Source organism: Kitasatospora sp. NPDC053308 (assembly GCF_055585785.1).
Genome location: NZ_JBVJJY010000004.1, coordinates 226322 through 247405 on the forward strand (window position 1 = coordinate 226322; position 21084 = coordinate 247405).

Consider the following 21084-nt stretch of genomic DNA (forward strand, 5'->3'; position numbering starts at 1 on the left):
TCCCCGGACCGGGGGCCCGTGACCGCGGTGGTCGTCGCTCGTTCTCGACAGGTGCGGCGCGTTCTCCTCGCGGCGCCCCGTCGCCCCGCCCACGTTGGGAGCCGAGCGTGTACGACGACGCCCTCATGCTGCGGCGCATCGACGCCCATCCGGTGCTGTTCCTGCTGCTCGTCGGTGTCGCCGGAATCGGCATCGGGCTGTGGTACCAGGCGAGTTGGCGGGCCGGGCGGCGGGCGCTGCGGGCCCCGTGCGCCCTGGGCACCGCCTGCCTGTTCACGCTGAACGACGGCTCGATGGTGCTGGGGCTGTGGGTCGGCCCCGTCGCCGCCGGGCACTGGTTCGTCCTCGTGCTGCGCTGGATCTGCGCCGTCTTCCTCCTGGGGGACGTCCTGCTGCTGCGCGAGGTGCTGCGGTACGGGCGCCGCGACGCCCCCGCGCGGAGGTCGGCGGCGGCGCACGTACGGATCGTCGCGGGCGTCGTCCTCCTCTACGCCGCCGGCTGGGTGCTGTTCAAGAGCACGGTGGACGACGGCCTGTACCTCGCCGCGATCGTCCTGGAGGGCGCGCTCGTGCCGTGCTGGACCACCGCGCTGATCCTCAAACGCCGCTCCCGGGAGGGTCTTTCGGTCGCGGCGGCCGCCGGAGCGGGGGTCTTCGTGGCCGGGTCGTTCGCCGCGACCGCCGTGCTCGGCGGTCCGTTCCGCGCACTGCCCTGGCTCGCCCTGGGGCTCCTGTGCGTGAGCGCCTCGGCCGGGGTCGTCCGGGCCCTCCGCGGCCTGCCGGACACGCCCGAGGCCCACGGCGGCGGTCTCGTGCCCGGTCCGGGCCGGCGGCGGTCGGCCGCCGGCCCGGAGTTCACCGGGGCCGGTCAGGACAGGTAGTCCTCCAGGCCGCCGTCGCGGCGGATGTCCAGGGTGACGCAGTGGAAGCCGCCGCCGAGGACCCGGGAGTGCCGCAGGCGGTGCGGGAGGACGGTGATCCCGGCGTGCTCCAGCAGCTTGATCAGGCTGTCCTGGCCGGATTCGACGATCGCCGTGTCCGGGGAGACCATCAGCAGGTTCATGCTGATCCAGCTCTCGCTGAGCGCGTGCTCGGGGGTGTCGGCGGCGGGCTCGGCCGGCGGGCACCACAGGACGTCCCAGCCGCGCAGCGGCTCCGGAACGGTCTCCAGGCTGATCCGCTCCGGGTTGAGCAGCACCAGCCCAGGCCGCAGCAGGGCGATGGTGCTGTCGATGTGGGTGTAGCCGTAGATGTCGCGCAGCGGGTGCAGCCGCAGGCCGCCGTCCCCGAGCAGGCCGAGGGTGGACTCCAGCCACCGCAGGCCGAGTTCGTTGCCGCTGCGGGAGACCTGGTAGAACACGTCCCGGCCGAGCCGCAGCACGTTCGCGGCGTCGAAGACCGGCTCGGCCTCGCCCAGCAGCGGCAGCCCGTCCTCGTCGAACTCGAAGAGCTCGTCCGCCAGTTGCGGCCGGGGGGCGGCCAGCCAGCGGGCGCCGCGGCGCAGGTAGTCCTGGAAGAGCCCGCGCAGCCCGAAGACCTCGAAGTAGCGCTGCCGCATCGGGCTGGCCACCTCGATCACCGTCTCGCCGACGACCAGGGTGAGGTCGCGCGGGCAGTAGGAGTGGAAGCCGCCGTCCGCCGTCCACAGCGGGGAGGAGAAGGCTGCCGCGTGGTCGACCGGCTCGGGCTGGTGGACGGTGACGCCGAGGCCGCGCAGGGTGGCCACCAGCGCGTCCAGGTCCTCCTCGGTCTCCTCCACGACCTGCCGCGAGTACGGGCCGACCTCGATCGAGCCGAGGTCCGCGGCACGGGTCTTCGGGAAGCAGGACAGCCACGAGGACGGCTCGGTCTGCTCGGGCAGCCGGGCACCGACGGCGGTGCCGACCACGACCTCCCGCAGAGTGGTGAACTCGTCCCAGCTGTGGACCGGACGGGCCGGATCGGACATGACTCCCCCTTGACACGGGTTTAGGGAAAAGCGGATACGCCGCGGCGAACGCGACGACGTCGAACTGACGGCGATGGCGGCGGGGACGGGGTGAGCGCCGAACGACCGCGCACCGCGGAGCGGGGTTCGGGGCGCCCCGGACCGGCGGAAGCGGCACAGGAGACCGGTACGGAGCATTCGCCGCACCGCCCCCGGGCGGCCACGGCGTACGGGACATCACCGGCCGGGCAGCCGAAGTCGCCTTTCGACGGGCCGGGATCGATCGTCAAGCTACCCGCCCGCCCGACGGCGGCGCAAGGACCGTGATCGGCACCGGATGCGCCGCCGTCGCGAACCGGCGGTCGATCGTCCCGTTGTTCAATTCCCCTGGTCCGGCGCTGATCAATTCCCTTGCCACGAAGCCCGGGTGGGGAGACCGGCGCTCACCACCGCCAAGCCCGGCGGATCCGGCTGCCGCCGGCCAGGGCCAGCAGCGCCCCGCCCGCCGCGGCGACCCCGGCCACCGCCAGGTTCTGCCGCTGCGCCCGCCGCCGGTCGGCCGCCGCCGCCCGGGCCGAGGCCGCCAGGAACGCCCGCTCGACCCCGGCCGCGGCCAGTTCGCCGGCCGCCACCCGCCGCATGAGCTGCTCCAACCGGACGCCCCGGTACAGCAGTTCCGGATCCCGGTCGGCCGCGGCCCAGCCCCGCGCGGCCGCGGTGAGCCGGCGCTGCTCCCCCAGCGTCCCGCGGCCCTCGGCCAGCCAGCCGCGCAGCCTGGGCCAGGCCTGCGGAAGCGCGTGGTGGGACAGCTCGACGGTGTCCCGGTCCACCACTACGAGCCGTGCCCGGACCAGCCGTTCCATCACCTCCGCCACCCCGGGGCCGTCGAACTCGGCCCGCCGCACCGGCTTGCGGGTGCCCTCCTCGACCCCCGGCACCAGCTCGACGCCCGCGACCGGAACGCCGTCGACCGTCAGCCCGTCGCCCAGCGCCAGCACGTCGGCGGCGGCGCCCCCGCCCGCGCCGAACGGCTCCCCGCCGAGCAACTCCCCGCCGAGCCGCAGGAACACCGTCCTCGCCCGGGCCCGGTCGGCCGCCTCCAGCCCGTTGTACAGCGTCTCCGCCGTCCGGGCCAGCGCACCCTCGAACCCCCCGGTGGCCTGGAACCCGGCCAGGGTCAGCGCATTGCCGCTGCGCCGTCGCCAGGTCTCCAGCAGCGCCGCGGACAGCAGCGGGAGCGCGCCCGGCTGCTGCGCGACGGTCGAGATGAGCTCGGCCAGCAGGGCGCCCTCGACGGTGCAGCCCGCCCGCAGCGCCGGTTCGGTGATCGCCCGCCGCAGCTCGTCCGGTGCCGGGCGCCCCACCGACAGCACCCCGTGCCGACCGGCGTCGGCCAGCCCCGGGTGCTCGGCCAGCAGCGGCCCGCTCTGGTCCGAGCGGACCACCAGCACCACCCGGCACCGCGGCGGCGCCGCCACCGGCAACCCGGCCAGGGCAGCCCCGCCCGGAGCGCCCGCGGCGGTCGCCACCAGCGCGTCCAGGAAGCGCGCCCGCTCCGCGGCGTCCCGGCAGCGGGTGCGCAGTTGCTCGCCCTGGTCCACCACCAGCACCGGATCCCCGGCCGTCGGCCCGGACGCGCCGCGCGTCGCCTCCCCGGCTCGCTGCCCGAGCCGGGCGAGCGCCAGCGCGTACGCCTCCATCGGTCTTTCACCGGGCGTCAGCAGCGCCACCGGCACGCCCGCTCCCGCCGGGGCCCGCCCGCTCCCGCCCGCGCCGCGCCCCACCGCCGTGCCGGTGACGCTGCCGACGCCGGGCCTGCCGGCCGCCGCACCCACCGCGGGGACCCCGCCGAGCCGCGCCAGCAGACCCGCTCTGACCAGCGAGGACTTGCCCGCCCCGGACGGCCCGGAGAGGATCACCAGCCGCCGTTCTCCCAGCAGCGCGACCAGCCGGTCCAGCAGCGCCTCGCGGCCGAAGAACCGCTCCGCGTCGACCGCCTCGAAGGCCGCCGCACCCGGGTAGGGCGCCCGCCCGGCGTCCTGCGCGCGCCGCCGGGCGGCGGCCTCGGCGGCCAGGTCGGCGGCGAGCAGCTGCCAGCGGTGCCGCCATTCCCGCACGTCCCCGCCGCAGGCCTGGACGTAGGCGAGGGTGACGGAGAGGCTGGGCAGCCGGCGGCCGCCCGCGGCCACCGACAGGCTGGCCGCCGAACAATGGGCCCGGAGCGCGAGTTGACGGTACGGCGGACTTCCGGCGCGCTCCCGCAAGGCCCGTAAGTCGCCCGCGAACCGCAGCAGCGGTCCGTCCCCGGGGTCCAGCGGACTCTCCCGACGCGGCACAACGGCCCCCCTTCTTCGTTGAAGCGGTGTCCTGACACCCTGGCGTGCCCACGCGTCCCGAGGGTCGCGCGTGTCTCGTGGCCATCCCCCGGTGATTCATCATGCACAGCACAGTTGGCGCCAAACAATGGTGCGTACGGGTCGGTTGTTCCGAGTTGATGTTCAATGTCCAGCCGTACGGCGCCGAACAAAGCCGGTGGGATAGAACCGGGGCCCGCAGCCTTCGCTGACTTCGGAGTCGTCCATGAAGTTCACGCGGTACTGCCGTTCCCTGCTGTCCACCCCCGCGATGGCGGTGGAGCGGTACGGCAAGAGCCATCAGTCCGGGGCCGACATCGCCATGGTCGACCTGGAGGATTCGGTCCCACCCGCCCGGAAGGAGGAGGCCCGCCGGCTCGCCGAGGAGTTCTTCACGCTCCCGTCCACCAAGCTCGCGCGCAGCGCGGTGCGCATCAACACGCTGTCCGGTCCGGACGGTCTGCGCGACCTGATCGCCATCACCCGCTACCGCGTCAAGCCGGACCTGGTGCTGATCCCGATGGCGGAGTCCCCCCGGGACGTCGAGATCGCGGCCGGCGCGCTCGGCCCGGACTGCCCAGAGACGGAGTTCCTGGCCGTCGTGGAGACCCCGCTCGGCATCGAGCACGCACCCGCCATCGCGGCCGCCGGGCACCGGCTGCGCGGGCTGGTCTTCGGCTCGGCCGACTACGCCTTCGCGGTGGGCGCCCGGCTCTCCTGGGAGGCCCTGGCCCACGCCCGCGGCCGGGTGGTCAACAGCGCCCGGGCCGCGGGGGTGGAGGCGATGGACGCGCCGTTCTTCGAGGTCGCCGACCTCGCCGGGCTGCGCCGCGAGGCCGGGCTCGCCCGGGACTTCGGGTTCAGCGGCAAGATCGCCGTCCACCCGCGCCAACTCGCCCTGATCAACGAGACCTTCAGCCCGGACGAGGAGCTGCTGGCGCGGGCCCGCCGGGTGGTCGCGGCGGGCCTGGAGAACGGCCGCTCGGTCACCGTGGTGGACGGGGTGATGGTCGGCATGCCGTTCTTCGAGGCCTCGCAGCGCCTGATCGAGCAGTTCGACCCGCCCCGCCCCGACGTCCCGGGCGTCCGGCCCGGGCCGGACGTCCCGCGCCAACGGGACGCCCCACCCCGGCCGGACACCCCACCCCGGCCGGACACCCCGCCCGGGCCGGAGGACCGACCCCGCCCGCAGGGCCCCGCGCCCGCCGACCCCCCGAACCACGCGACGGAGATGTGACGATGACCGAAGAATCGATCCTGGGCCCGCGCCGGTACCGCAACGCGGAGGCCATGCTCGCCACCGCCGACCCGGTCTGGCAGGCGGCCGCCGCCAACGGCCTGATCGGCATCACGGTGGACTCGGAGTCCAACAACCGGCTGATCGTCCGCGAGACCGGCCACGAGTTCGCCAACATGGTCTCCTGCGCGTACCTGGGCCTGAACAACCACCCCTCGGTCGCGGCCGGCGCGGTGGACGCGCTGGCCGAGTCCCGCAGCACCTGGCTGGTCACCTCCACCACCCGGATCCGGCACAACCTCCTGGTGCGCCTGGAGGAGGAGCTGGGCGAGCTGTTCGGCGCGCACGTGCTGCCCGGGGCGTCCTGCACCTCGCTCACCGCCGGCATCCTGCCGCTGATCGCCTCCGGCCACCTGGACGGCACCTGCCAGGGCGGCGGCGGGCCCCGGGTGATGGTCTTCGACCGCTTCTGCCACTTCTGCATGGCGTACGTGAAGCCGATCTGCGCGGACGAGTCGCTGGTGCTGACCTGCCCGCACAACGACCTGAACTACCTGGAGGACGTCTGCCGGAAGTACCCGCGGGTCGCCTACGTGGCCGACGGCGCGTACTCGATGGGCGGCGCGGCGGCCCTCGACGGACTGCTCGAACTCCAGGACCGCTACGGGCTGTTCCTCTACATCGACGACTCCCACTCGCTGTCCATCATGGGCGAGCGCGGCGAGGGATTCGTCCGCTCCCGGCTGGAGATGAACCCGCTGACGGTCATCGTCTCCAGCCTCGGCAAGGGCTTCGGCACCGGCGGCGGCGTCGCGATGCTCGGCAACCGCGAGCAGTTCGAGTTCCTGCACCGGCACGCCGGCCCGGTCGGCTGGTCGCAGAACGTCGCACTGCCGCTGGTGGGCGCCTCGCTGGGCGCCGCCGCCATCCACCGCTCGCCCGAACTGGCCGAACTGCAGGCGAAGTTGAACCACAACATCGACCTCTTCGACGAACTGCTGCCGACCACCTTCGCCGGCAACGGCCTGCCGGTGCGCCGGGTCGACGTCGGCGACGCCGAGCGGGCGGTCAAGCTGTCCGCCCAGCTCTTCGAGCGCGGCTTCTACAGCTCGGCGGTGTTCTTCCCGATCGTGCCCAAGGGCGAGGCCGGGCTGCGGCTGATGATGCGCGCCGACATGGACGAGCGGCTGATCCGGGAGTTCGCCGGCCACGTGAGGGAACTCACCGCCGACCTCTAGGACGTGCTCTGTGACGTGGCCGAGATCTGGAACGCGGCCGGACTGTGTGATGTGGCCGGACTCTGTGATCTGGCCGGGATGTGGCCGGACTCTGTGATGGGGGGAGCGTAGCGATGGACGGAACCGAGCCGAACGGCTACCGGCGGATCGGCGAGCGCCGCTACCGCGAGGTGGTCGGGCGCTACTACGAGGAGTTCGAGGTCGGCGAGGTGGTCGAGCACCGCCCCGGGCGGACCGTCACCGAGCTCGACAACGTGCTGATGAGCATGCTGAGCATGAACGACGCCCCGCTGCACATCGACGCCGCCTACAGCGAGCACACCCCCTGGGGGCGGCCGATCGTCTCCAGCCTGGTGACGCTCAGCATCGTCGGCGGGATGACCGCCCGCTCGACGAGCGGGCGCACCATCGCCAACCTGGGCTGGGAGAACATCCGGATGACCCACCCGGTGTTCACCGGCGACACCCTCTACGCCGAGACCGAGACGCTCGCCAAGCGGCTGTCCAAGAGCCGCGAGGGGCAGGGCATCGTGAGCTGCCGCACCACCGGGACGAAGTCCACCGGCGAGGTCGTGGTGGTGTTCGAGCGCAGCTTCCTCGTCCCGCTGCGCGGCCACGGCCTGGACGACGTCGCCGGGTACTGAGCCCGGTCCTGACACCTCCGGCGGCGGCCGAGGCCGGCGTCGCGACGCGGCCCCCCGGGCCCGGCAGCGGACTGTCGGGCCCGGGGGTTCGCGCGCTCACTCCTCGCGGCCGACGTCCACCAGCACCTTGCCCATGGTCTCCCGCGCCGCCAGTGCCCGGTGCGCGCCGGCCACCCCGGACAGCGGTACGGTCCGGTCGATCCGCGCCACCAGCCGCCGCCCGGCCGCGAGGGCGAACAGCCGCTCGGCGATCCCGGCGAACAGCACCCGGTCCGCCAGGACGTGCTGCAGCCAGAAGCCCAGCAGGCCCGCCGAGCGGTCCGCCAGCTCGTCCACCGAGAAGCTCTCCTCCGGTCCGCCCCGGGCGCCGACCGACAGCAGCCGCCCGAACGGCGCCAGTGCGGCCAGCCCCGCGCGCAGCACCCGCCCGCCGACCAGGTCGACGAACAGGTCCACCCCGCCCGAGCGCGCGAGCCGCCCGGCCAGGTCGGGGTCCCGCGGGTCGAGCGCCGCGGCGGCCCCCAGCGAGCGGGCGAAGTCCCGCTTCGCCGGGGTGGAGGCCAGGGCGATCACCCGGCCCGCGCCCAGCTCCCGGGCGAGCTGCACCGCCAGGTGGCCGACCCCGCCGGCGGCGGAGGTCACCACCACGGTCTCGCCCGGCCGCAGCCGCCCGGCCAGGGTCAGCGCCCCGTAGGCCGTCGCCCCCTGCTCCAGCAGCGCGACCGCCTGGTCGTCGTCGACGCCGTCCGGCACCTCCACGGTGTGCGCCGCCTCGGCGCACGCCACCCGGGCGTACCCGCCGCCGGCGCGCAGCAGCGCGGCGACCCGCCGCCCGTCCCCGCGCCGCCGCCCGACCACGTCGGCGCCGAGCACCGCGGGCAGCGGGTAGCGCGCGTACTCGCCGGTCCGGCAGTGCAGGTCCGCGTAGTTGAGCCCGGCCAGGGTGACGTCGATCAGCACCCGGCCCGGGCCGGCCGCGGGCTCGGGCACCGTCTCGGTGCGGAACTCCTCCGGCCCGCCGTAGCGGTGGATCACCGCCGCCCGCATCCCGTTCACGGCCGCCTCCGGTTCAGCCGCGTCCGGTTCATCCGGCGAAGAGCGCGAGCAGCCGGGCCTGCAGGGCACGGGCGGCCTCCGGGGTCTCGGCGACCACGCAGTACATCACCGACCCGTCGGCGGGCGCGAAGTCGCAGCTGTACAGCACGCCGGTGCCGGTCCGCGGGTCGAAGGCCAGCCCGGCCTCGTGGAGCGCGGCCACGCCCCGCGCGAAGGAGGGCACCTTGAGGCCGGCGAGTTCCAGGATGTACCGCGCGTCGCGGTGCTCCTCGCGCAGCAGACGGCCGAAGTAGGCGTCGTGGAGGTGGCTGGAGCCGGTGAGGCGGCCGTTGGTCTCGTGGAACCGGATCTCGCCCTTCGGGGTCAGCACGGCGTCCGCGCTGACCGTGCCCCGGTAGCCGATCACCCGCAGCGACTCGCACAACCGGGCTCCCTGTGCGACGAGTTCGGCCCGCACCTCGGCGTCCGGGGTGACCGGCGGGGTGATCTCGCCGATCACCACCGGGTCCATCACCATCTCGCCGCAGCCGGAGAGCACCACGGCCGCGTCGTCGATCAGGAACTGCGCGTACAGCGGTGCCGAGCCGGCGAAGTACTGCTCCACCACGACCCGTTGGCCGCGCCCGCCGGTCAGCCAGTCCCACCGCTCGGCCACGTAGCCGGCCACCGCCGCCCGGTCCGGCAGGGTGACGACGCGCTCGGCCCCGGCCGCGTCCACCCGCTCGTCCCGGGCCAGGATCTCGTTGCCGAAGCCGCCCGCCTGGTACTCGACCTTCACCATCACGCTCCGGCCCCGCCCCAGCAGGTCCTCGACCGCGGCCTCCACCTCCGCGGGCGAGCCGGCCACCCGCCCGGGCGGGATCGGCACCCCGGCGCCGGCGGCCAGCGCCCGGAACCCGGCCTTGCTGTTGACGAGCGCGTTGCCGCCCTGCGCGGCGAAGGCGTGGCCGGGCATGGCGTGCGCCAGGCCGAGCCCGGCGGCCAGGTCGGCCACCGCACCGTTCGGCGATATCGCCAGCACCTCGTCGACGGTGCGCCCCTCCAGGACGCGGCGCAGCTCCGCTCGGAAGGCCGGGTCGAGCAGGCGGTCGGTGGTGAGCACCTGGTCGCCCTGGTCGCCCGGCGGCGGCACCACGAAGGTCAGGCTGTCGGCCCGTACGCCGGTGAGCCCGGTGACGTACGCCAGGTACTCCGGGTCGGGGCCCCAGGGCAGCACCAGGACGTCGCCGTCCTCGGCCCACCAGAGCATCCGCTGCGCCCCGCAGCCGGCGAACCTCAGCTCCAGCGGCGTCATCCCGGTGAGGTCGCCGACCATCTCCTCGGTGCGGTTGTTCGCGATGCAGAGCGTCGTCATCCGGTGAACTCTCCTGCCGTTCGGCGCTGTTGCGGCCCTCGCGCATGGCACGGGTGTGGCGTGCGCTACTGGTGTAGCGCACCGGGGTTGTTCTGGTTCGGCTCTCGGTCATTGAACAAAACGCCGAACAACCGGGCGGCCCACGACCACCGCCCGCGCCGAGCCCCGAGGCCATGCGGACACCGGCGGACACCGGCGGGCACAGGCGGGCACAAGGACTGTCATCCGGTCTGATCAAAGGAGTTTCCCGAGGGCTCTTGCCAGGGCCATGCCGCATTGATAAATTCGCCCACAGCGCAAAAACTGGTCCGGCGACAGCGCCCATTTCCTGTCGCATCCCATAAGCCGACCAAGTCATCACCAACTCCTTGCAAACAGGCAACCGTTGGGGAATTGTGCTGTGACGCCGAATTACGATCCGCTGGATCCGGCCATGCTCCGGGATCCCTATCCGCATTACGCCCGTCTCCGCGAGAACCACCCCGTCTTCTGGCACGACGGAATGAAGTCCTGGGTGCTGACGCGCTACGAGGACTGCCGGAACGTCCTGCGCAACCACGAGGTGTTCGCCCGTGACCGGCGCAGGACGGGCGAGGAGATCCCGGAGTTCCGGCAGAGCCTGCAGACCCTCGACCCGCCGGCCCAGGCACCGCTGCGCTCGCTCATCATGAACGCCTTCCACGCGCAGGACCTCGACCAAGTCGGATCGCGCGCCCGGCAGCGCGTCGGGGAAATCCTCCGGGAACTCGCCGAACGGGATTCCTTCGACTGGATGCGGGAAGTCGCCGCGCCGCTCGCGCTTTCCATCACGGCCGACCTGCTGGGCGTACCGGAACCGGATCCCGAAGATTACGTCCGGATATCCGAGGCCATCGCCGAACGCATGGACGCCGGCCTCAAACCCGAGAACATCGCGCGCGGGGACGAGGCCCGTGCCCGGCTCAACGCGCTGGCCGAGGAGTGGTTCGCCGCGGCGGACGACCGGCCCGGCGTGCTGCGGGACATCAAGCAGCGGGCGGTCAAGGCCGAGATGCCCGCGCACTACGTCTCCAACAGCACCGGCATGATGTTCAACGCCAGCTACGGCACGGTCTACGCCACCGCCGGCAACGTGATGCTGACGCTGCTGCAGCACCCCGAGGCGCTGGAACGGCTGCGCGACGAGCGGCTGCTGACCTCCGGCGTCAACGAGCTGATCCGCTACGACGGCCCCGCGCAGGGCACCAGCCGGGTGGCCACCCGGGCCGTGCGGATCCACGACACCACCGTGGAGCCCGGGCAGATCGTGCTGACCCTGATGGCGGCCGCCAATCGCGACCCGCGCGAATTCCCCGACCCCGACCGGCTCGTGCTCGACCGCACCCCCAATCGGCACCTGGGGTTCGGCTGGGGGACGCACGCCTGCGTCGGGGCCCTGTTCGGCCAGGTGGCGATACGGGAGCTGATCGTCTGTCTGCTCGCCGCGCCCGGGCGGCTGCGGCCGGCGGGCACGCCGACGCGTCGGCCGACGGCGACCGTACGCAGCCTGGACGTGCTCCCGGTCGCCTTCGACCGTTGAGCAGTTCGGGAAGGTCCGTGATCCGGCCCGGAAGGAGGGGTGTGCCATGAGCTACGACCACTGAACCGTCCGGAGCAGCAGCTGAGTCGACGTGGGGCCGACGGCCGTCCGACACGACCGCCGGCCCCACCCCGCCCGGCCGCCGCCGCGCCCCGCCGACCGCAGCGGCCGACCGACAGCAGCGGCCGACCGACAGCAGCGGCCGACCGACAGCAGCGGCCGACCGACGGCAACGGCCGACCGACGGCAGCGATCAACCAACGGCCTCCCTCGACGTCAGTGATCAGTCCCTCGCGAAAGAGTGGTCCATGCAGCTGAACAGTCATGACGAGTGGTCACCGCTGAAGGAGATCATCGTCGGATCCGCCGCCAACTACACCTCGCACGACCGCGAGCTCTCCTTCGACCTGTTCTTCCACGAGAACCTGTTCCGCTCCGACTGGGCCTACCCGCGCTTGCAGCAGGCCGAGCGCGCCACCGTCGGCGACCGGTCGTGGCGGATCAAGCAGCAGTACGTCGAGGAGCTCCACGAGGACGTGGAGGGCCTGGCGGAGACCCTCGCCGGACTCGGCGTCACCGTGCACCGGCCGGTACCGCTGCCGCCCGACGCCAAGCCGATCGCCGGCTTCGGCTGGAGCGCCGCCCCGGTGCCGCCGCTCAACCTCCGCGACAACACCCTGATCCTCGGCGACGAGATCATCGAGACCCCGCCCGCCATCCGCTCCCGGTACCTGGAGACCCGCCTGCTCGCCCCCGTCTTCACCGACTACTTCCGGCGCGGGGCGCGCTGGACCACCATGCCCCGGCCGATCCTCACCGACGCCTCCTTCGACCTGTCCTACGCCCGCGACACCGAGACCACCCTCGGCGGGCCGACCGAGCCGATCGAGGACCCGCAACCCTCCCCGTACGACGTCGGGTTCGAGATGATGCTCGACGGCGCGCAGTGCCTGCGGCTCGGCCGCGACCTCATCGTCAACATCGCGAACGCCAACCACGCCGCGGCCTGCGACTGGCTGGAACGGCACCTGCGCGGGACGCACCGGATCCACCGGGTGCACCGGATGAGCGACAACCACATCGACAGCATGCTGCTGGCGCTGCGGCCCGGCGTCTTCCTGGCCCGGCACGAGGGCGTCCGCGACCTGCTGCCGGAGCCGTTCCGCCGCTGGAAGCTGATCGTGCCGCCCCAGCCGAGCGAGGACCACTTCCCGGCCTACGACGACGGGGACCTCGTCCTCACCACGCCCTACATCGACCTCAACGTGCTGTCGGTCGGGCCCGACCAGGTGCTGGTGAACGAGGCCTGCGTGGAACTGGTCAAGGTCCTCGAACACGAGGGCTTCACGGTCGTCCCGGTCCGCCACCGGCACCGGCGGCTGTTCGGCGGCGGGTTCCACTGCTTCACCCTGGACACCGTCCGCACCGGCGGCCTCGACGACCTCACGGCCTGAACCGAGCGAACGGGGAGAGACGTGCGCCTGCTGATCGCCAACGAGGTCGACCCGATGCTGTCCTGGGTCGACTTCCGGTCCTACTCCCAGCGGCTGCTGTGGTGCGCCGAGGACGGCGACGTCCTGGTGCTGCCCGGCCCGCCCGGTGCCGACTTCCTCCGACACGTGGCCTCGCTCACCGGGGTGGACCCGCAGTCCCTGACCTTCCTCGTCCCGCCGCCCGGCCGCTACCAGGGCAAGGTGATCGACCCCTACGCCCTGCTCGACCAGGACTTCCTGGCCGCGGCGGCGAAGGCCGTCTCGGCCGCGCCCGCGCCGGCCACGGGCCTGCTGTCGTGCTGGCCGAGCCCGGTGGTGCCGCGCTTCGCCGCGGCCCTGGGGCTGCGCGGGCTCGTCCCCGGCGCCGCGTTCATCGACCAGGGCGGCGGTGAACTCGCCAACAGCAAGGCCGAGTTCCGCGCCATCGCGGCCGCCGCCGGAGTGCCGATCGCGCCCGGCGCGGTCTGTCGCAGCGGCTACGAGGCCGAACGCGAGATCCCCCGGCTGCTGGCCGGCACCGGAGCCGTCCTGGTCAAACAGGCGCACAACGGCGCCGGGGCCGGCAACCAGCTGGTGGTGCTCGACCACGGCCACCGCACGGACCACGTCGGCGCCAAGTTCCTCCACCTCCTGGAGCCGGGCCCCGAGGCCGTCGCCGCCTACGTCGCCGAGCAGTGGGCGTGGGCCTCCCGGGACGGCCGCTACCCGGTGGTGGTCGAGGAGTTCCAGCCCGCCTCGCGCACCGTGTACGCCGAGTACCTGGCCGAGGACGACGGCGTCCGGTTCACCGCGACCGGCGAACTCGGCTACCGGGAACGGCGGCTGGTCCGCGAGTCGACCCCGGCCATGGGCCTGTCCACCGAGGTGGAGGACCGCCTGACGGCCGGCGCCGCCCGGCTCGCCGAGGCGTACCGATCCCTCGGCTACCGGGGTCACCTCAGCGCGGACGCCGTCGTCGACGCGTCGGGCCGGCTGGTCTTCACCGAGATCAACGCCCGCGTCACCGGCTCGCTCCACCTGTACGGCCCGATCGGCGGCCGGGTCGTCGACACCGCCCGCCACCCCCGCCGCAGCGTCACCCAGCACCGCACCCCCGCGCACTGGCCCGCCCTGGAGCTGGACGAGTTCCTCACCGCCGCCGCGGCCGCCGGACTCGGCTACGACCCGGTCGAGCGGCGCGGCGTGCTGGTCTCCATCCCGCCCGTACCGGGCGTCCGCGGCGGGTTCGACTACTGCGTCGTCCACGACGGCGCCGACGAGGAGGAGGACCTCCTGCGGCGCCTGGACGGAGCGGTGTGCCCGACCTGACCACCCGTCCGGGGACGGTCTCCCGGCTCCGGACGGCCTCGCGGCTGCTGCGGCCCTCCCGGCTGCTGCTGGACGTCACCCCGCTGCGCGACTCGCCCGCGTTCCGCCGGCTGTGGCTGGGCCAGGGACTGTCCCAGATCGGCGGGCAGATGACGGTGTTCGCGGTGGCGCTGCAGGTCTACCGGCTGACCGGGAGCTCCGCCGCGGTCGGCCTGCTCGGCCTGGCGGTGGCCGGGCCGGTCGTGCTGTTCGCGGCCGTCGGCGGCAGCCTCGGCGACACCCTCGACCGCCGCCGCCTGGTCCTGGTGACCAGCAGCCTGCAGGCCGGCGTCTCCGTGCTGTTCGCCGTCCAGGCCTTCGCCGGACTGCGCTCCCCCGGCGTGCTCTACCTGCTGGTGGCGCTGCAGTCGCTGGTCGGCAGCGTCAACGCCCCGGCCCGGCGGGCCTTCACGCCCCGGCTGCTGCCACGCGACCGGCTCGCCGCAGCGGCCGCACTGAACGGCCTGACCATGCAGCTCGGCGCCGTCGCCGGGCCGGCCTGCGCCGGGCTGGTCACCGCCGCCTGGGGCCTCAAGGCCTGCTACCTGCTCGACGCGCTCAGCTTCGGCGCGGCCCTGTACGGCGTCGCCCGGCTCCCCGCCATGCCACCCGGGGGCGGCGCGTCCGCCCGGAAGCTCGCCGGCGTCGGCGAGGCGGTGGCCCTGGTACGCAGCCGGGGCGAGCTCGCCGGGGCGTTCCTCGCGGACCTGTGCATCGCCCTGGTCGCCTCGCCCGCGGCCCTGCTGCCGGCGGTCTGCGCGGAGCGCTTCGGCGGGCGGCCGCAGGAGCTCGGGCTGCTGGTCGCCGCCGGCGCGGTCGGCGGGGTCCTCGCCTCCGCCTGCTCCGGCCCCGCCGGGCGGGTCGGCCGTCCCGGCCGGGCGGCGCTGGTCTGCTGCGCGGCGTACGGCGCGGCGGTCACGGCCTTCGCCCTCGCCGACGGACTCGCCGCCGCGCTGCTGTGCCTCGCCGTGGCCGGGGCCGCCGACACCCTGGCGGTCGTCTTCCACTCCACCGTCGTCCAGCTCAGCACCCCGGACCGGCTGCGGGGCCGGATCAGCGCGGTCGAGTTCGTGGTCGGCGTCGGCGGCACCCAGCTCGGTCGGCTGCGCGGCGGAACGCTCGGCGCCCTGCTGGGGACGAGCGCAGCCGTCCTGGGCGGCGGCCTGGCCGCGGTGGCCGCCACCGCCCTGGTCGCGGCCGCGGTGCCGGCGTTCACCCGCTACCGGGCCGAGCCCGCTGAGACGGCCGGTCCGGGCCAGACGGCCGGTCCGGGCGAGGAGGCCGGTCCGGGCGAGGAGGCCGGTCCGGGCCAGACGGCCGGTCCGGGCCAGACGGCCGGTCCGGGCGAGACGGCTGAACCGATGACGGCGACCGGGACGGCTGGACCGACGACGACGGCGGCCGGGACATGAAGCGCGCAGCGACCAGGAGGATGCCATGCACGTGGTGTTGATCGGGGCCCGGTCGGAGGCGATCGAGGCCCTGCTCGCCGACGGCCACACGATCACCCTGCTCTACGAGGGCGGCGAGCACCGCCGGGTCGAGGCCCACCGGGCGCGACTCGCCCGCTGGTGCGCCGTCGACTCCTACCTGGTGGTGGAGTCGCTGTGGTCGGCCCTGCACCACGTCGGCGCGCTCGCGCCCGACGGGCCGTCGGGCGGTGCGGTGGACGCGGTGGTCTCCGTCCAGGAGCACGGGATGGTGCCGGCCGCCCTGCTCGGCCGACTGCTCGGCGCCCGGGCGATCGACCCGGAGGTGGCGCTGCGCTGCCGGGACAAGGCCCTGCAGAAGGCGGCCTGGCGGGCGGCCGGCCTGACCACGGCGGACTGGCTGGTGGTCCCCGACGCGGGCGACGGATCCGTGGCGCAGGCCGCCGCCGCGGCGGGCGTGGCCGCCCCGTACGTGGTGAAGCCCACCGCGGGCGCGGCCACCATCGGTGTCGCGGCCGCCGACACGCCCGCCGAACTGGACGTTCTGACGGCGGAGTCGGTGAGCAACTCGCCCGCGCGGCGGCGGCTGCTGGTGGAGCACCGGGTGCCCGGCGCGGAGTGGCACGTCGACGGCGTGGTCCGGGCCGGCGAGCCGGAGGCGCTGCTGGTCTCCCGCTACCTCACCCCGCTGATCGAGACCAAGCGCGGCCGGCCGGCCGCCACCGTCTCCCTCCCGCCCCGCGACCACCCGGAACTCTACCGCGAGGCGACCGAGCTGACCGGCCGGGCGCTGGCGGCGCTCGGGCACCGCGACGGGGTGTTCCACTTCGAACTCTTCGGCGGGCCGGGCGGGTTCACCGCCGGGGAACTCGCCGCGCGCCCGGGCGGGCACATGATCGGCGCGCTGGCCGAGCGCGTCCTCGGCGTGGACATCTGGGCCGCCGCCGTGCGGGCGGTGACGGGCGACCGGCCGCCCGGCCGCACCCGCCCGGGTGGCGCTGGGGGCCGCGTGGTCGGCTTCACCGACATCCCGACCGTCGCCGGCGCGGTGAACCGGCTGAGCCGGGCGGACGTCGAGGGGATCCCCGGCGTGGTCGACGTCGAGATCAAGATCGCGCCCGGGGAGGTGATGCCCGACATGGACGCCAACTCCGGCATCCGGATCGGCACGGCGCTGGTCGAGGCCGCCACCGAGCAGGAGTGCCGCCGGGCCCTTCGCCGCGTCGCGGACCTGGCCCTCACGCTCAACTCCGCCCCGGAGCACCCCCTCCCGCGGCAGGGCACACCGCCGGACCACCGCGAAGCCGGTCGCGGACACGACCGGAAAGCCGACCGAGAAGCCGACCGAGAAAGCGAAACGATCTCATGAAGTACGAGTCCGTCGACCGTCACCCGCAGGCCTTCCAGCAGGCGGTGCCGCCGGAGCTGATCGAGGAGATGTGCCGGCGCGCCTTCGGCCCGCGCACCGAGGTGACGGCCGCGGTGGAGCTCGGCGACGGGATGTACAACTCCACCTACCGGCTGGAGCTCGGCGGCGGCGAGCAGGTCGTGCTGCGAGTGGCGCCCGAGCCCGCCCGGCAGTTCCGCAGCGAGCGGCAGCTGATGCGCAACGAGTACGCGGCGCTGCCGTACCTGGCGCCGGTCGCGCACCTGGTGCCGAGGGTCCTGGCGGTCGACTTCACCCACCAGCTGGTGGGCCGCGACTACCTGTTCCAGACGCTCCTCGGCGGCCTGCCCGCCCCGCAGGGCCTGCCCCGGCACCCGCGCCCCGCCTGGCGCGGCTTCTACGCCCACCTCGGCTCCATCGCGCGGGAGATCAACGAGGTCCGCGGCCCCTGGTTCGGTCCGGTGGCGGGCCCGGGACACCGCACCTGGGGCGAGTCGGTCGTCGCGGGCCTCACCGACCTCGCCGCCGACCTGGCGGATGCCGGGGTGGAGGCCGGTGACGTCGAGCAGCTGATCCGCCTCGCCGACCGCCACCGCGCCGTGCTCGACCGCGTCACCGAGCCCCGACTGCTCCACGGCGACCTGTGGAACGTCAACCTGATGGTGGCCGCCGACGCTCCCGAACCGGTGATCACCGGTGTGCTGGACTGCGACCGGGCCGGCTGGGGCGATCCGGAGGCGGACTGGACGGTCTTCATGGCCTGCCGCCGCCCGGGCACCGAACGCGACGCCTTCTGGGACACCTGGGGCCCGCTCGCCACCGACCCCGGGTCCCGTTGGCGGCGCCTGCTCTACACCGCCCGGCACACCGCCGCGATCCGCCTGGAGGCCGTCCGGCTCCGGGACGCCGAACAGGCCGCCGCCACCGTCGAGGACCTCCGTGCCCTGCTGGAACGGCTGAACGAGGGCGTGGGCTGACCGGAGTGGGCCGACCGGCCGGTGGAGGCGCCGAGCTCACGCGCCTCCGCCGCCTCCACCGCCTCCACCGCCTCCACCGGAACGGAACAGACCGCCGAGCCGGTCGACGAGACGCGCCCAGAACCCCCGGGCGCTCTCGGGGCGCCGGAGCGCGCCGGGGCCGACCGGCGGCTCGGGCAGGATGCCCTGCGCGTGGGCGGCAGCCAGCCAGGCCGGGAAGCCGGTGAGCATCAGGTCGTAGAGCTTGGCGTCGGAGATCCGCCGGGGGTCCTGGCCCAGGTGGAAGAAGCCCGAGTTGTCGACGGGCCGCTTCTGCGGGACGGCGAGCCGGTCGAGCTTCCGCAGGAAGTCGAACTGCCTGCTGTCCGGGTCTCCGAAGCCGATGAACTGCCAGAAGATCGGCAGCTTCGCCGCCTCGCACAGCCGCTGCTCCGCCGCGCCCTTGTTGATCGGTCCGCCGTCGGTCTGGAAGAGGACCAGCGCCGGGTCGGTGGTGCCGCTCTCGCGGTAGTGGCGGACGACGGCGTCCATCGCCAGGTGGTAGCTGGTCTTGCCCATGTGGCCGAGGCCGGCGACGATCCGCTCGATCCGCCCCTGGTGGTCGTGCAGGGCGATCTCGGTCTGCACGTCGACCTCGGTGGAGAAGAACACGACCGGCACGGTGCCGTCGTCGTCCAGGTGGGCCGACAGCCCCAGCACTCGGTCGGCGAGCGCCTGGACGCTGCCGTCCTTGTAGTAGGGCCTCATCGAGCCCGAGTAGTCGACCACCAGGTAGACGGCGACGGGCTGACCGCCCAGCCCCCGCTTCCCCACCGCCTCCCCGGCCGTCTTGTACAGGCTCACCAGCGCGGGCGCGCTCTGCTCGACCTTGCTCAGACTCACGGCCATCCGCCGCTCCCCTCTCCCGGACCGGCCCCGGGCCGGTCACCCGCGCATCCTCCCCGCTCGGCGGCGGGGCGACAACCCGCGCCCCGGGCTCGGAGCCGGGGCGCGGGGGTCACCGGGGGGGTCACGCGGGTCCACCAGGGGGCCGACGGGTGTCCGCCGGACCACCTCGGGACGTCAACGCCCCTGGAGCCGCTTGACGTTGTCGCCGAAGGTCCAGCCCTTCGAGCCGTCCCAGTTGACCGACCACGTCATGAGCCCCTTCAGCGAACCGCCGAAGGCGTTCCAGGCCTGGCCGACCAGCCCCGGGTCCATGTAGCCGCCGCCCGCGCCGGGCTGGGCCGGCAGGCCGGGCACCTGCTTGTCGTAGGGCACCTTGACCGTGGTGCCCTGGATGGTCAGGCCGTTGTTCAGGCAGGTGGTCTGGGCGGTGAAGCCCTGGACGGTGCCGGCCTGGTAGGAGTCGCCGGAGCAGCCGTACATGCTCCCGTTGTAGTACTGCATGTTCAGCCACCAGAGCCGGCCGTTGTCGGCGTACTTCTTGATGATCGGCAGGTAGGCGCCCCAGATCGACCCGTACGTGACGCTGCCGCCGGTGACGTACGCCGTCTCGGGGGCCATCGTCAGGCCGAAGCCCGCGGGCATCTGGGCCAGCACGCCGTCGATGATGCGGATCAGATTGGCCTGGGAGGCGGACAGCGTGCCGATGCTGCCGCTCCCGGACAGGCCGGTCTCGATGTCGATGTCGATCCCGTCGAAGTTGTACTTCTTGAGGATCGGGACGACGGTCGCCACGAAGCGGTCGGCGACGGTGCTGGAGCTCAGGTCGATCCCCGCGGCGGCGCCGCCGATCGACATCAGGATGGTCGCGCCGGCGGCCTTGGCCTGGCACATCTCGGCCGGGGTCGAGACCTTGACGCCGGCGTCCATGCCGTCCTGCCACTGGACGGTGCCGTCGGAGAGGATCACCGGGAAGGCGGCGTTGATCACGTTGTAGCCGTGCGCGGCGATCCGGCTGTCGGTGATCGGCACCCAGCCCATGCCCGGGTGCACGCCGTTCGCGGCGCCGTCCCAGTTCTCCCAGTAGCCCTGCAGCACCTTGCCGGACGGCTTGGGCTTGGTGGGGCAGGTGTCGCCGCCCGGCGGAGTGGTCGGCGGCGTCGTGGGCGGGGTGGTCGGGGGCGTGGTCGGGGGCGTGGTCGGGGGCGTGGTCGGGGGCGTGGTGGGCGGGGTGGTGCTGCCCCCGGGGCCGACCAGCGACACGTCGTCCGCGTAGTACGCGGGCTGCCCGTACCAGCCGTGCAGGTAGACGGTGACCGAGGTGGTGCTCGGCCCGGTGCTGAAGCCGACGCTGAGCCGGCTGTACGACGCGGCGCCGGGCGTCCAGGTGGACTGGGCGCCGGACAGGCCGTCGCCGGTGGCGCCCAGGTAGACGTAGCTGCCCTGGACGTAGGCGCTCAGCGTGTACTGGGAGTTGGGCTGCACGCTGACGGTCTGGGTGCACTGGGCGTCGTCCTGGCCGGACGGCGTGGCCTTGAGCGCGGAGGCGCCGGAGTGGACCGGGCTGCCGACGACCGCGCCGGAGCCGCCGGTGCAGCTCCAGTCGGAGAGTCCGTTCTCGAAGCCGGAGTTGGCCACCAGCTCGGTGGTGGCGGCCCCGGCCGTGACGCCGCCGGCGACGGCGAGGCCGGCTCCGATCACGGCGGCGGCGCTCACCCCCGCGAGGGTGCGGCTCAGGACGCTCGGGCGTGGGGCGTGCGGGCGTGGAGTGTGGGGACTCCGATGGATCATGCGGTGCTCCCTTTTCCGCCGGGCGCCATGGACATGACCATCGCGTGGGGGTGTGACGCCCGGCTCCGGGTGAGGTGGGGGATTCGGGGGGCCGTGCCGGACCGGATCGTAGGAGCGCCGGCCGACCTCGTCAATAGGTCTGGACCACTGAGGTCTGGACCAATCCCCAGTCGCCCGGATCCGCCCCACTGACGCCCCGTCCGGGCATCCGGGCATCCAGGCATACAGGCATCCAGGCATCCGGAGGACGACCTCCCAGTTGTCGCGCGTAGAAACGTTCTTCCGCCGTACGTCTGGCCGTCGCCCGGAGCGGGCTGTAGGCATCTGATGGCACTGCTACAAACCTCAGCGCGCGACGTTCCCGTCCACGGTCACACCGCCGGCAGACGAGCCGGACGGTGGTCAG

General features: G+C 74.0%; 15 protein-coding genes and 1 pseudogene. 10 read left to right on the top strand and 6 right to left on the bottom strand.

Going from position 1 to position 21084, the window contains the following annotated elements; all coding sequences use genetic code 11:
* The first annotated feature begins 107 nt into the window (after positions 1 to 107).
* A complete protein-coding gene (locus ACZ6Y7_RS11655; protein ID WP_465757700.1) occupies positions 108 to 881 on the top strand; it encodes a hypothetical protein in 774 nt (257 codons plus the stop codon).
* Here ACZ6Y7_RS11655 and ACZ6Y7_RS11660 read toward each other — a convergent pair.
* The gene (locus ACZ6Y7_RS11660; protein WP_465757701.1) at positions 869 to 1948 is read right to left on the bottom strand and encodes an inosamine-phosphate amidinotransferase 1; all 1080 of its coding nucleotides are present in this window, start codon (positions 1946 to 1948) and stop codon (positions 869 to 871) included. The genes ACZ6Y7_RS11655 and ACZ6Y7_RS11660 overlap by 13 nt on opposite strands.
* 422 nt (positions 1949 to 2370) lie before the next feature.
* Positions 2371 to 4191 carry an nSTAND1 domain-containing NTPase gene (locus ACZ6Y7_RS11665; RefSeq protein ID WP_465757702.1) on the bottom strand — a complete coding sequence of 607 codons (1821 nt, stop codon included), beginning with the start codon at positions 4189 to 4191 and terminating at the stop codon, positions 2371 to 2373.
* A 316-nt stretch (positions 4192 to 4507) separates the two neighbouring features.
* On the opposite strand from ACZ6Y7_RS11665, the gene ACZ6Y7_RS11670 reads away from it, so the two are divergent.
* From ACZ6Y7_RS11670 to ACZ6Y7_RS11680, 3 genes are all read left to right on the top strand, one after another.
* Positions 4508 to 5518 (top strand): HpcH/HpaI aldolase/citrate lyase family protein, encoded by a 1011-nt coding sequence (locus ACZ6Y7_RS11670; protein WP_465757703.1) that lies wholly within the window; start codon positions 4508 to 4510, stop codon positions 5516 to 5518.
* A 2-nt stretch (positions 5519 to 5520) separates the two neighbouring features.
* A complete protein-coding gene (locus ACZ6Y7_RS11675; RefSeq protein ID WP_465757704.1) occupies positions 5521 to 6756 on the top strand; it encodes an 8-amino-7-oxononanoate synthase family protein in 1236 nt (411 codons plus the stop codon).
* Positions 6757 to 6869: 113 nt separating this feature from the next.
* Positions 6870 to 7400, top strand: coding sequence for a MaoC family dehydratase (locus tag ACZ6Y7_RS11680; RefSeq protein ID WP_465757705.1), 531 nt, complete (start codon positions 6870 to 6872; stop codon positions 7398 to 7400).
* 96 nt (positions 7401 to 7496) lie between these two features.
* Here the strand turns inward: ACZ6Y7_RS11680 and ACZ6Y7_RS11685 are convergent, their stop codons facing one another.
* The gene (locus ACZ6Y7_RS11685) at positions 7497 to 8447 is read right to left on the bottom strand and encodes a quinone oxidoreductase family protein (RefSeq protein ID WP_465758020.1); all 951 of its coding nucleotides are present in this window, start codon (positions 8445 to 8447) and stop codon (positions 7497 to 7499) included.
* A 37-nt stretch (positions 8448 to 8484) separates the two neighbouring features.
* Positions 8485 to 9810, bottom strand: coding sequence for a preATP grasp domain-containing protein (locus ACZ6Y7_RS11690; protein ID WP_465757706.1), 1326 nt, complete (start codon positions 9808 to 9810; stop codon positions 8485 to 8487).
* A gap of 433 nt (positions 9811 to 10243) precedes the next feature.
* Here ACZ6Y7_RS11690 and ACZ6Y7_RS11695 point away from each other — a divergent pair, with 433 nt between their 5' ends.
* The 6 genes from ACZ6Y7_RS11695 to ACZ6Y7_RS11720 all read left to right on the top strand — a co-directional run bounded on the left by ACZ6Y7_RS11695 (position 10244) and on the right by ACZ6Y7_RS11720 (position 18002).
* Positions 10244 to 11368, top strand: a complete 1125-nt coding sequence (locus ACZ6Y7_RS11695) for a cytochrome P450 (RefSeq protein WP_465757707.1) — start codon at positions 10244 to 10246, stop codon at positions 11366 to 11368.
* Between the two features lie 308 nt (positions 11369 to 11676).
* Complete coding sequence (locus ACZ6Y7_RS11700; RefSeq protein WP_465757708.1) at positions 11677 to 12822, top strand: glycine amidinotransferase; 1146 nt, start codon at positions 11677 to 11679, stop codon at positions 12820 to 12822.
* Positions 12823 to 12843: 21 nt separating this feature from the next.
* Positions 12844 to 14169: a preATP grasp domain-containing protein gene (locus ACZ6Y7_RS11705; protein WP_465757709.1), complete on the top strand. Its 1326-nt coding sequence runs from the start codon at positions 12844 to 12846 to the stop codon at positions 14167 to 14169.
* Positions 14157 to 15620, top strand: coding sequence for an MFS transporter (locus ACZ6Y7_RS11710; protein WP_465757710.1), 1464 nt, complete (start codon positions 14157 to 14159; stop codon positions 15618 to 15620). The genes ACZ6Y7_RS11705 and ACZ6Y7_RS11710 overlap by 13 nt, the downstream gene beginning before the upstream one ends.
* Before the next feature lie 25 nt (positions 15621 to 15645).
* The gene (locus ACZ6Y7_RS11715) at positions 15646 to 17007 is read left to right on the top strand and encodes a hypothetical protein (protein ID WP_465757711.1); all 1362 of its coding nucleotides are present in this window, start codon (positions 15646 to 15648) and stop codon (positions 17005 to 17007) included.
* Positions 17004 to 18002, top strand: coding sequence for a phosphotransferase family protein (locus ACZ6Y7_RS11720; RefSeq protein WP_465757712.1), 999 nt, complete (start codon positions 17004 to 17006; stop codon positions 18000 to 18002). The genes ACZ6Y7_RS11715 and ACZ6Y7_RS11720 overlap by 4 nt, the downstream gene beginning before the upstream one ends.
* 177 nt (positions 18003 to 18179) lie before the next feature.
* On the opposite strand, the pseudogene ACZ6Y7_RS11725 reads toward ACZ6Y7_RS11720, so the two are convergent.
* Both ACZ6Y7_RS11725 and ACZ6Y7_RS11730 read right to left on the bottom strand, forming a co-directional pair.
* A pseudogene (locus tag ACZ6Y7_RS11725) lies at positions 18180 to 18890 on the bottom strand (VWA domain-containing protein); the annotation flags it as partial.
* Positions 18891 to 19064: 174 nt separating this feature from the next.
* Complete coding sequence (locus ACZ6Y7_RS11730; RefSeq protein ID WP_465757713.1) at positions 19065 to 20678, bottom strand: carbohydrate binding domain-containing protein; 1614 nt, start codon at positions 20676 to 20678, stop codon at positions 19065 to 19067.
* Positions 20679 to 21084 lie beyond the last annotated feature (406 nt).

Coding starts and splice junctions, on each gene's coding strand:
- ACZ6Y7_RS11660 (WP_465757701.1), bottom strand. CDS start 1,948: ATGTCCGATCCGGCCCGTCCGGTCCACAGCTGGGACGAGTTCACCACT.
- ACZ6Y7_RS11670 (WP_465757703.1), top strand. CDS start 4,508: ATGAAGTTCACGCGGTACTGCCGTTCCCTGCTGTCCACCCCCGCGATG.
- ACZ6Y7_RS11675 (WP_465757704.1), top strand. CDS start 5,521: ATGACCGAAGAATCGATCCTGGGCCCGCGCCGGTACCGCAACGCGGAG.
- ACZ6Y7_RS11680 (WP_465757705.1), top strand. CDS start 6,870: ATGGACGGAACCGAGCCGAACGGCTACCGGCGGATCGGCGAGCGCCGC.
- ACZ6Y7_RS11685 (WP_465758020.1), bottom strand. CDS start 8,447: ATGCGGGCGGCGGTGATCCACCGCTACGGCGGGCCGGAGGAGTTCCGC.
- ACZ6Y7_RS11690 (WP_465757706.1), bottom strand. CDS start 9,810: ATGACGACGCTCTGCATCGCGAACAACCGCACCGAGGAGATGGTCGGC.
- ACZ6Y7_RS11695 (WP_465757707.1), top strand. CDS start 10,244: ATGCTCCGGGATCCCTATCCGCATTACGCCCGTCTCCGCGAGAACCAC.
- ACZ6Y7_RS11700 (WP_465757708.1), top strand. CDS start 11,677: ATGCAGCTGAACAGTCATGACGAGTGGTCACCGCTGAAGGAGATCATC.
- ACZ6Y7_RS11715 (WP_465757711.1), top strand. CDS start 15,646: ATGCACGTGGTGTTGATCGGGGCCCGGTCGGAGGCGATCGAGGCCCTG.
- ACZ6Y7_RS11720 (WP_465757712.1), top strand. CDS start 17,004: ATGAAGTACGAGTCCGTCGACCGTCACCCGCAGGCCTTCCAGCAGGCG.
- ACZ6Y7_RS11730 (WP_465757713.1), bottom strand. CDS start 20,678: ATGATCCATCGGAGTCCCCACACTCCACGCCCGCACGCCCCACGCCCG.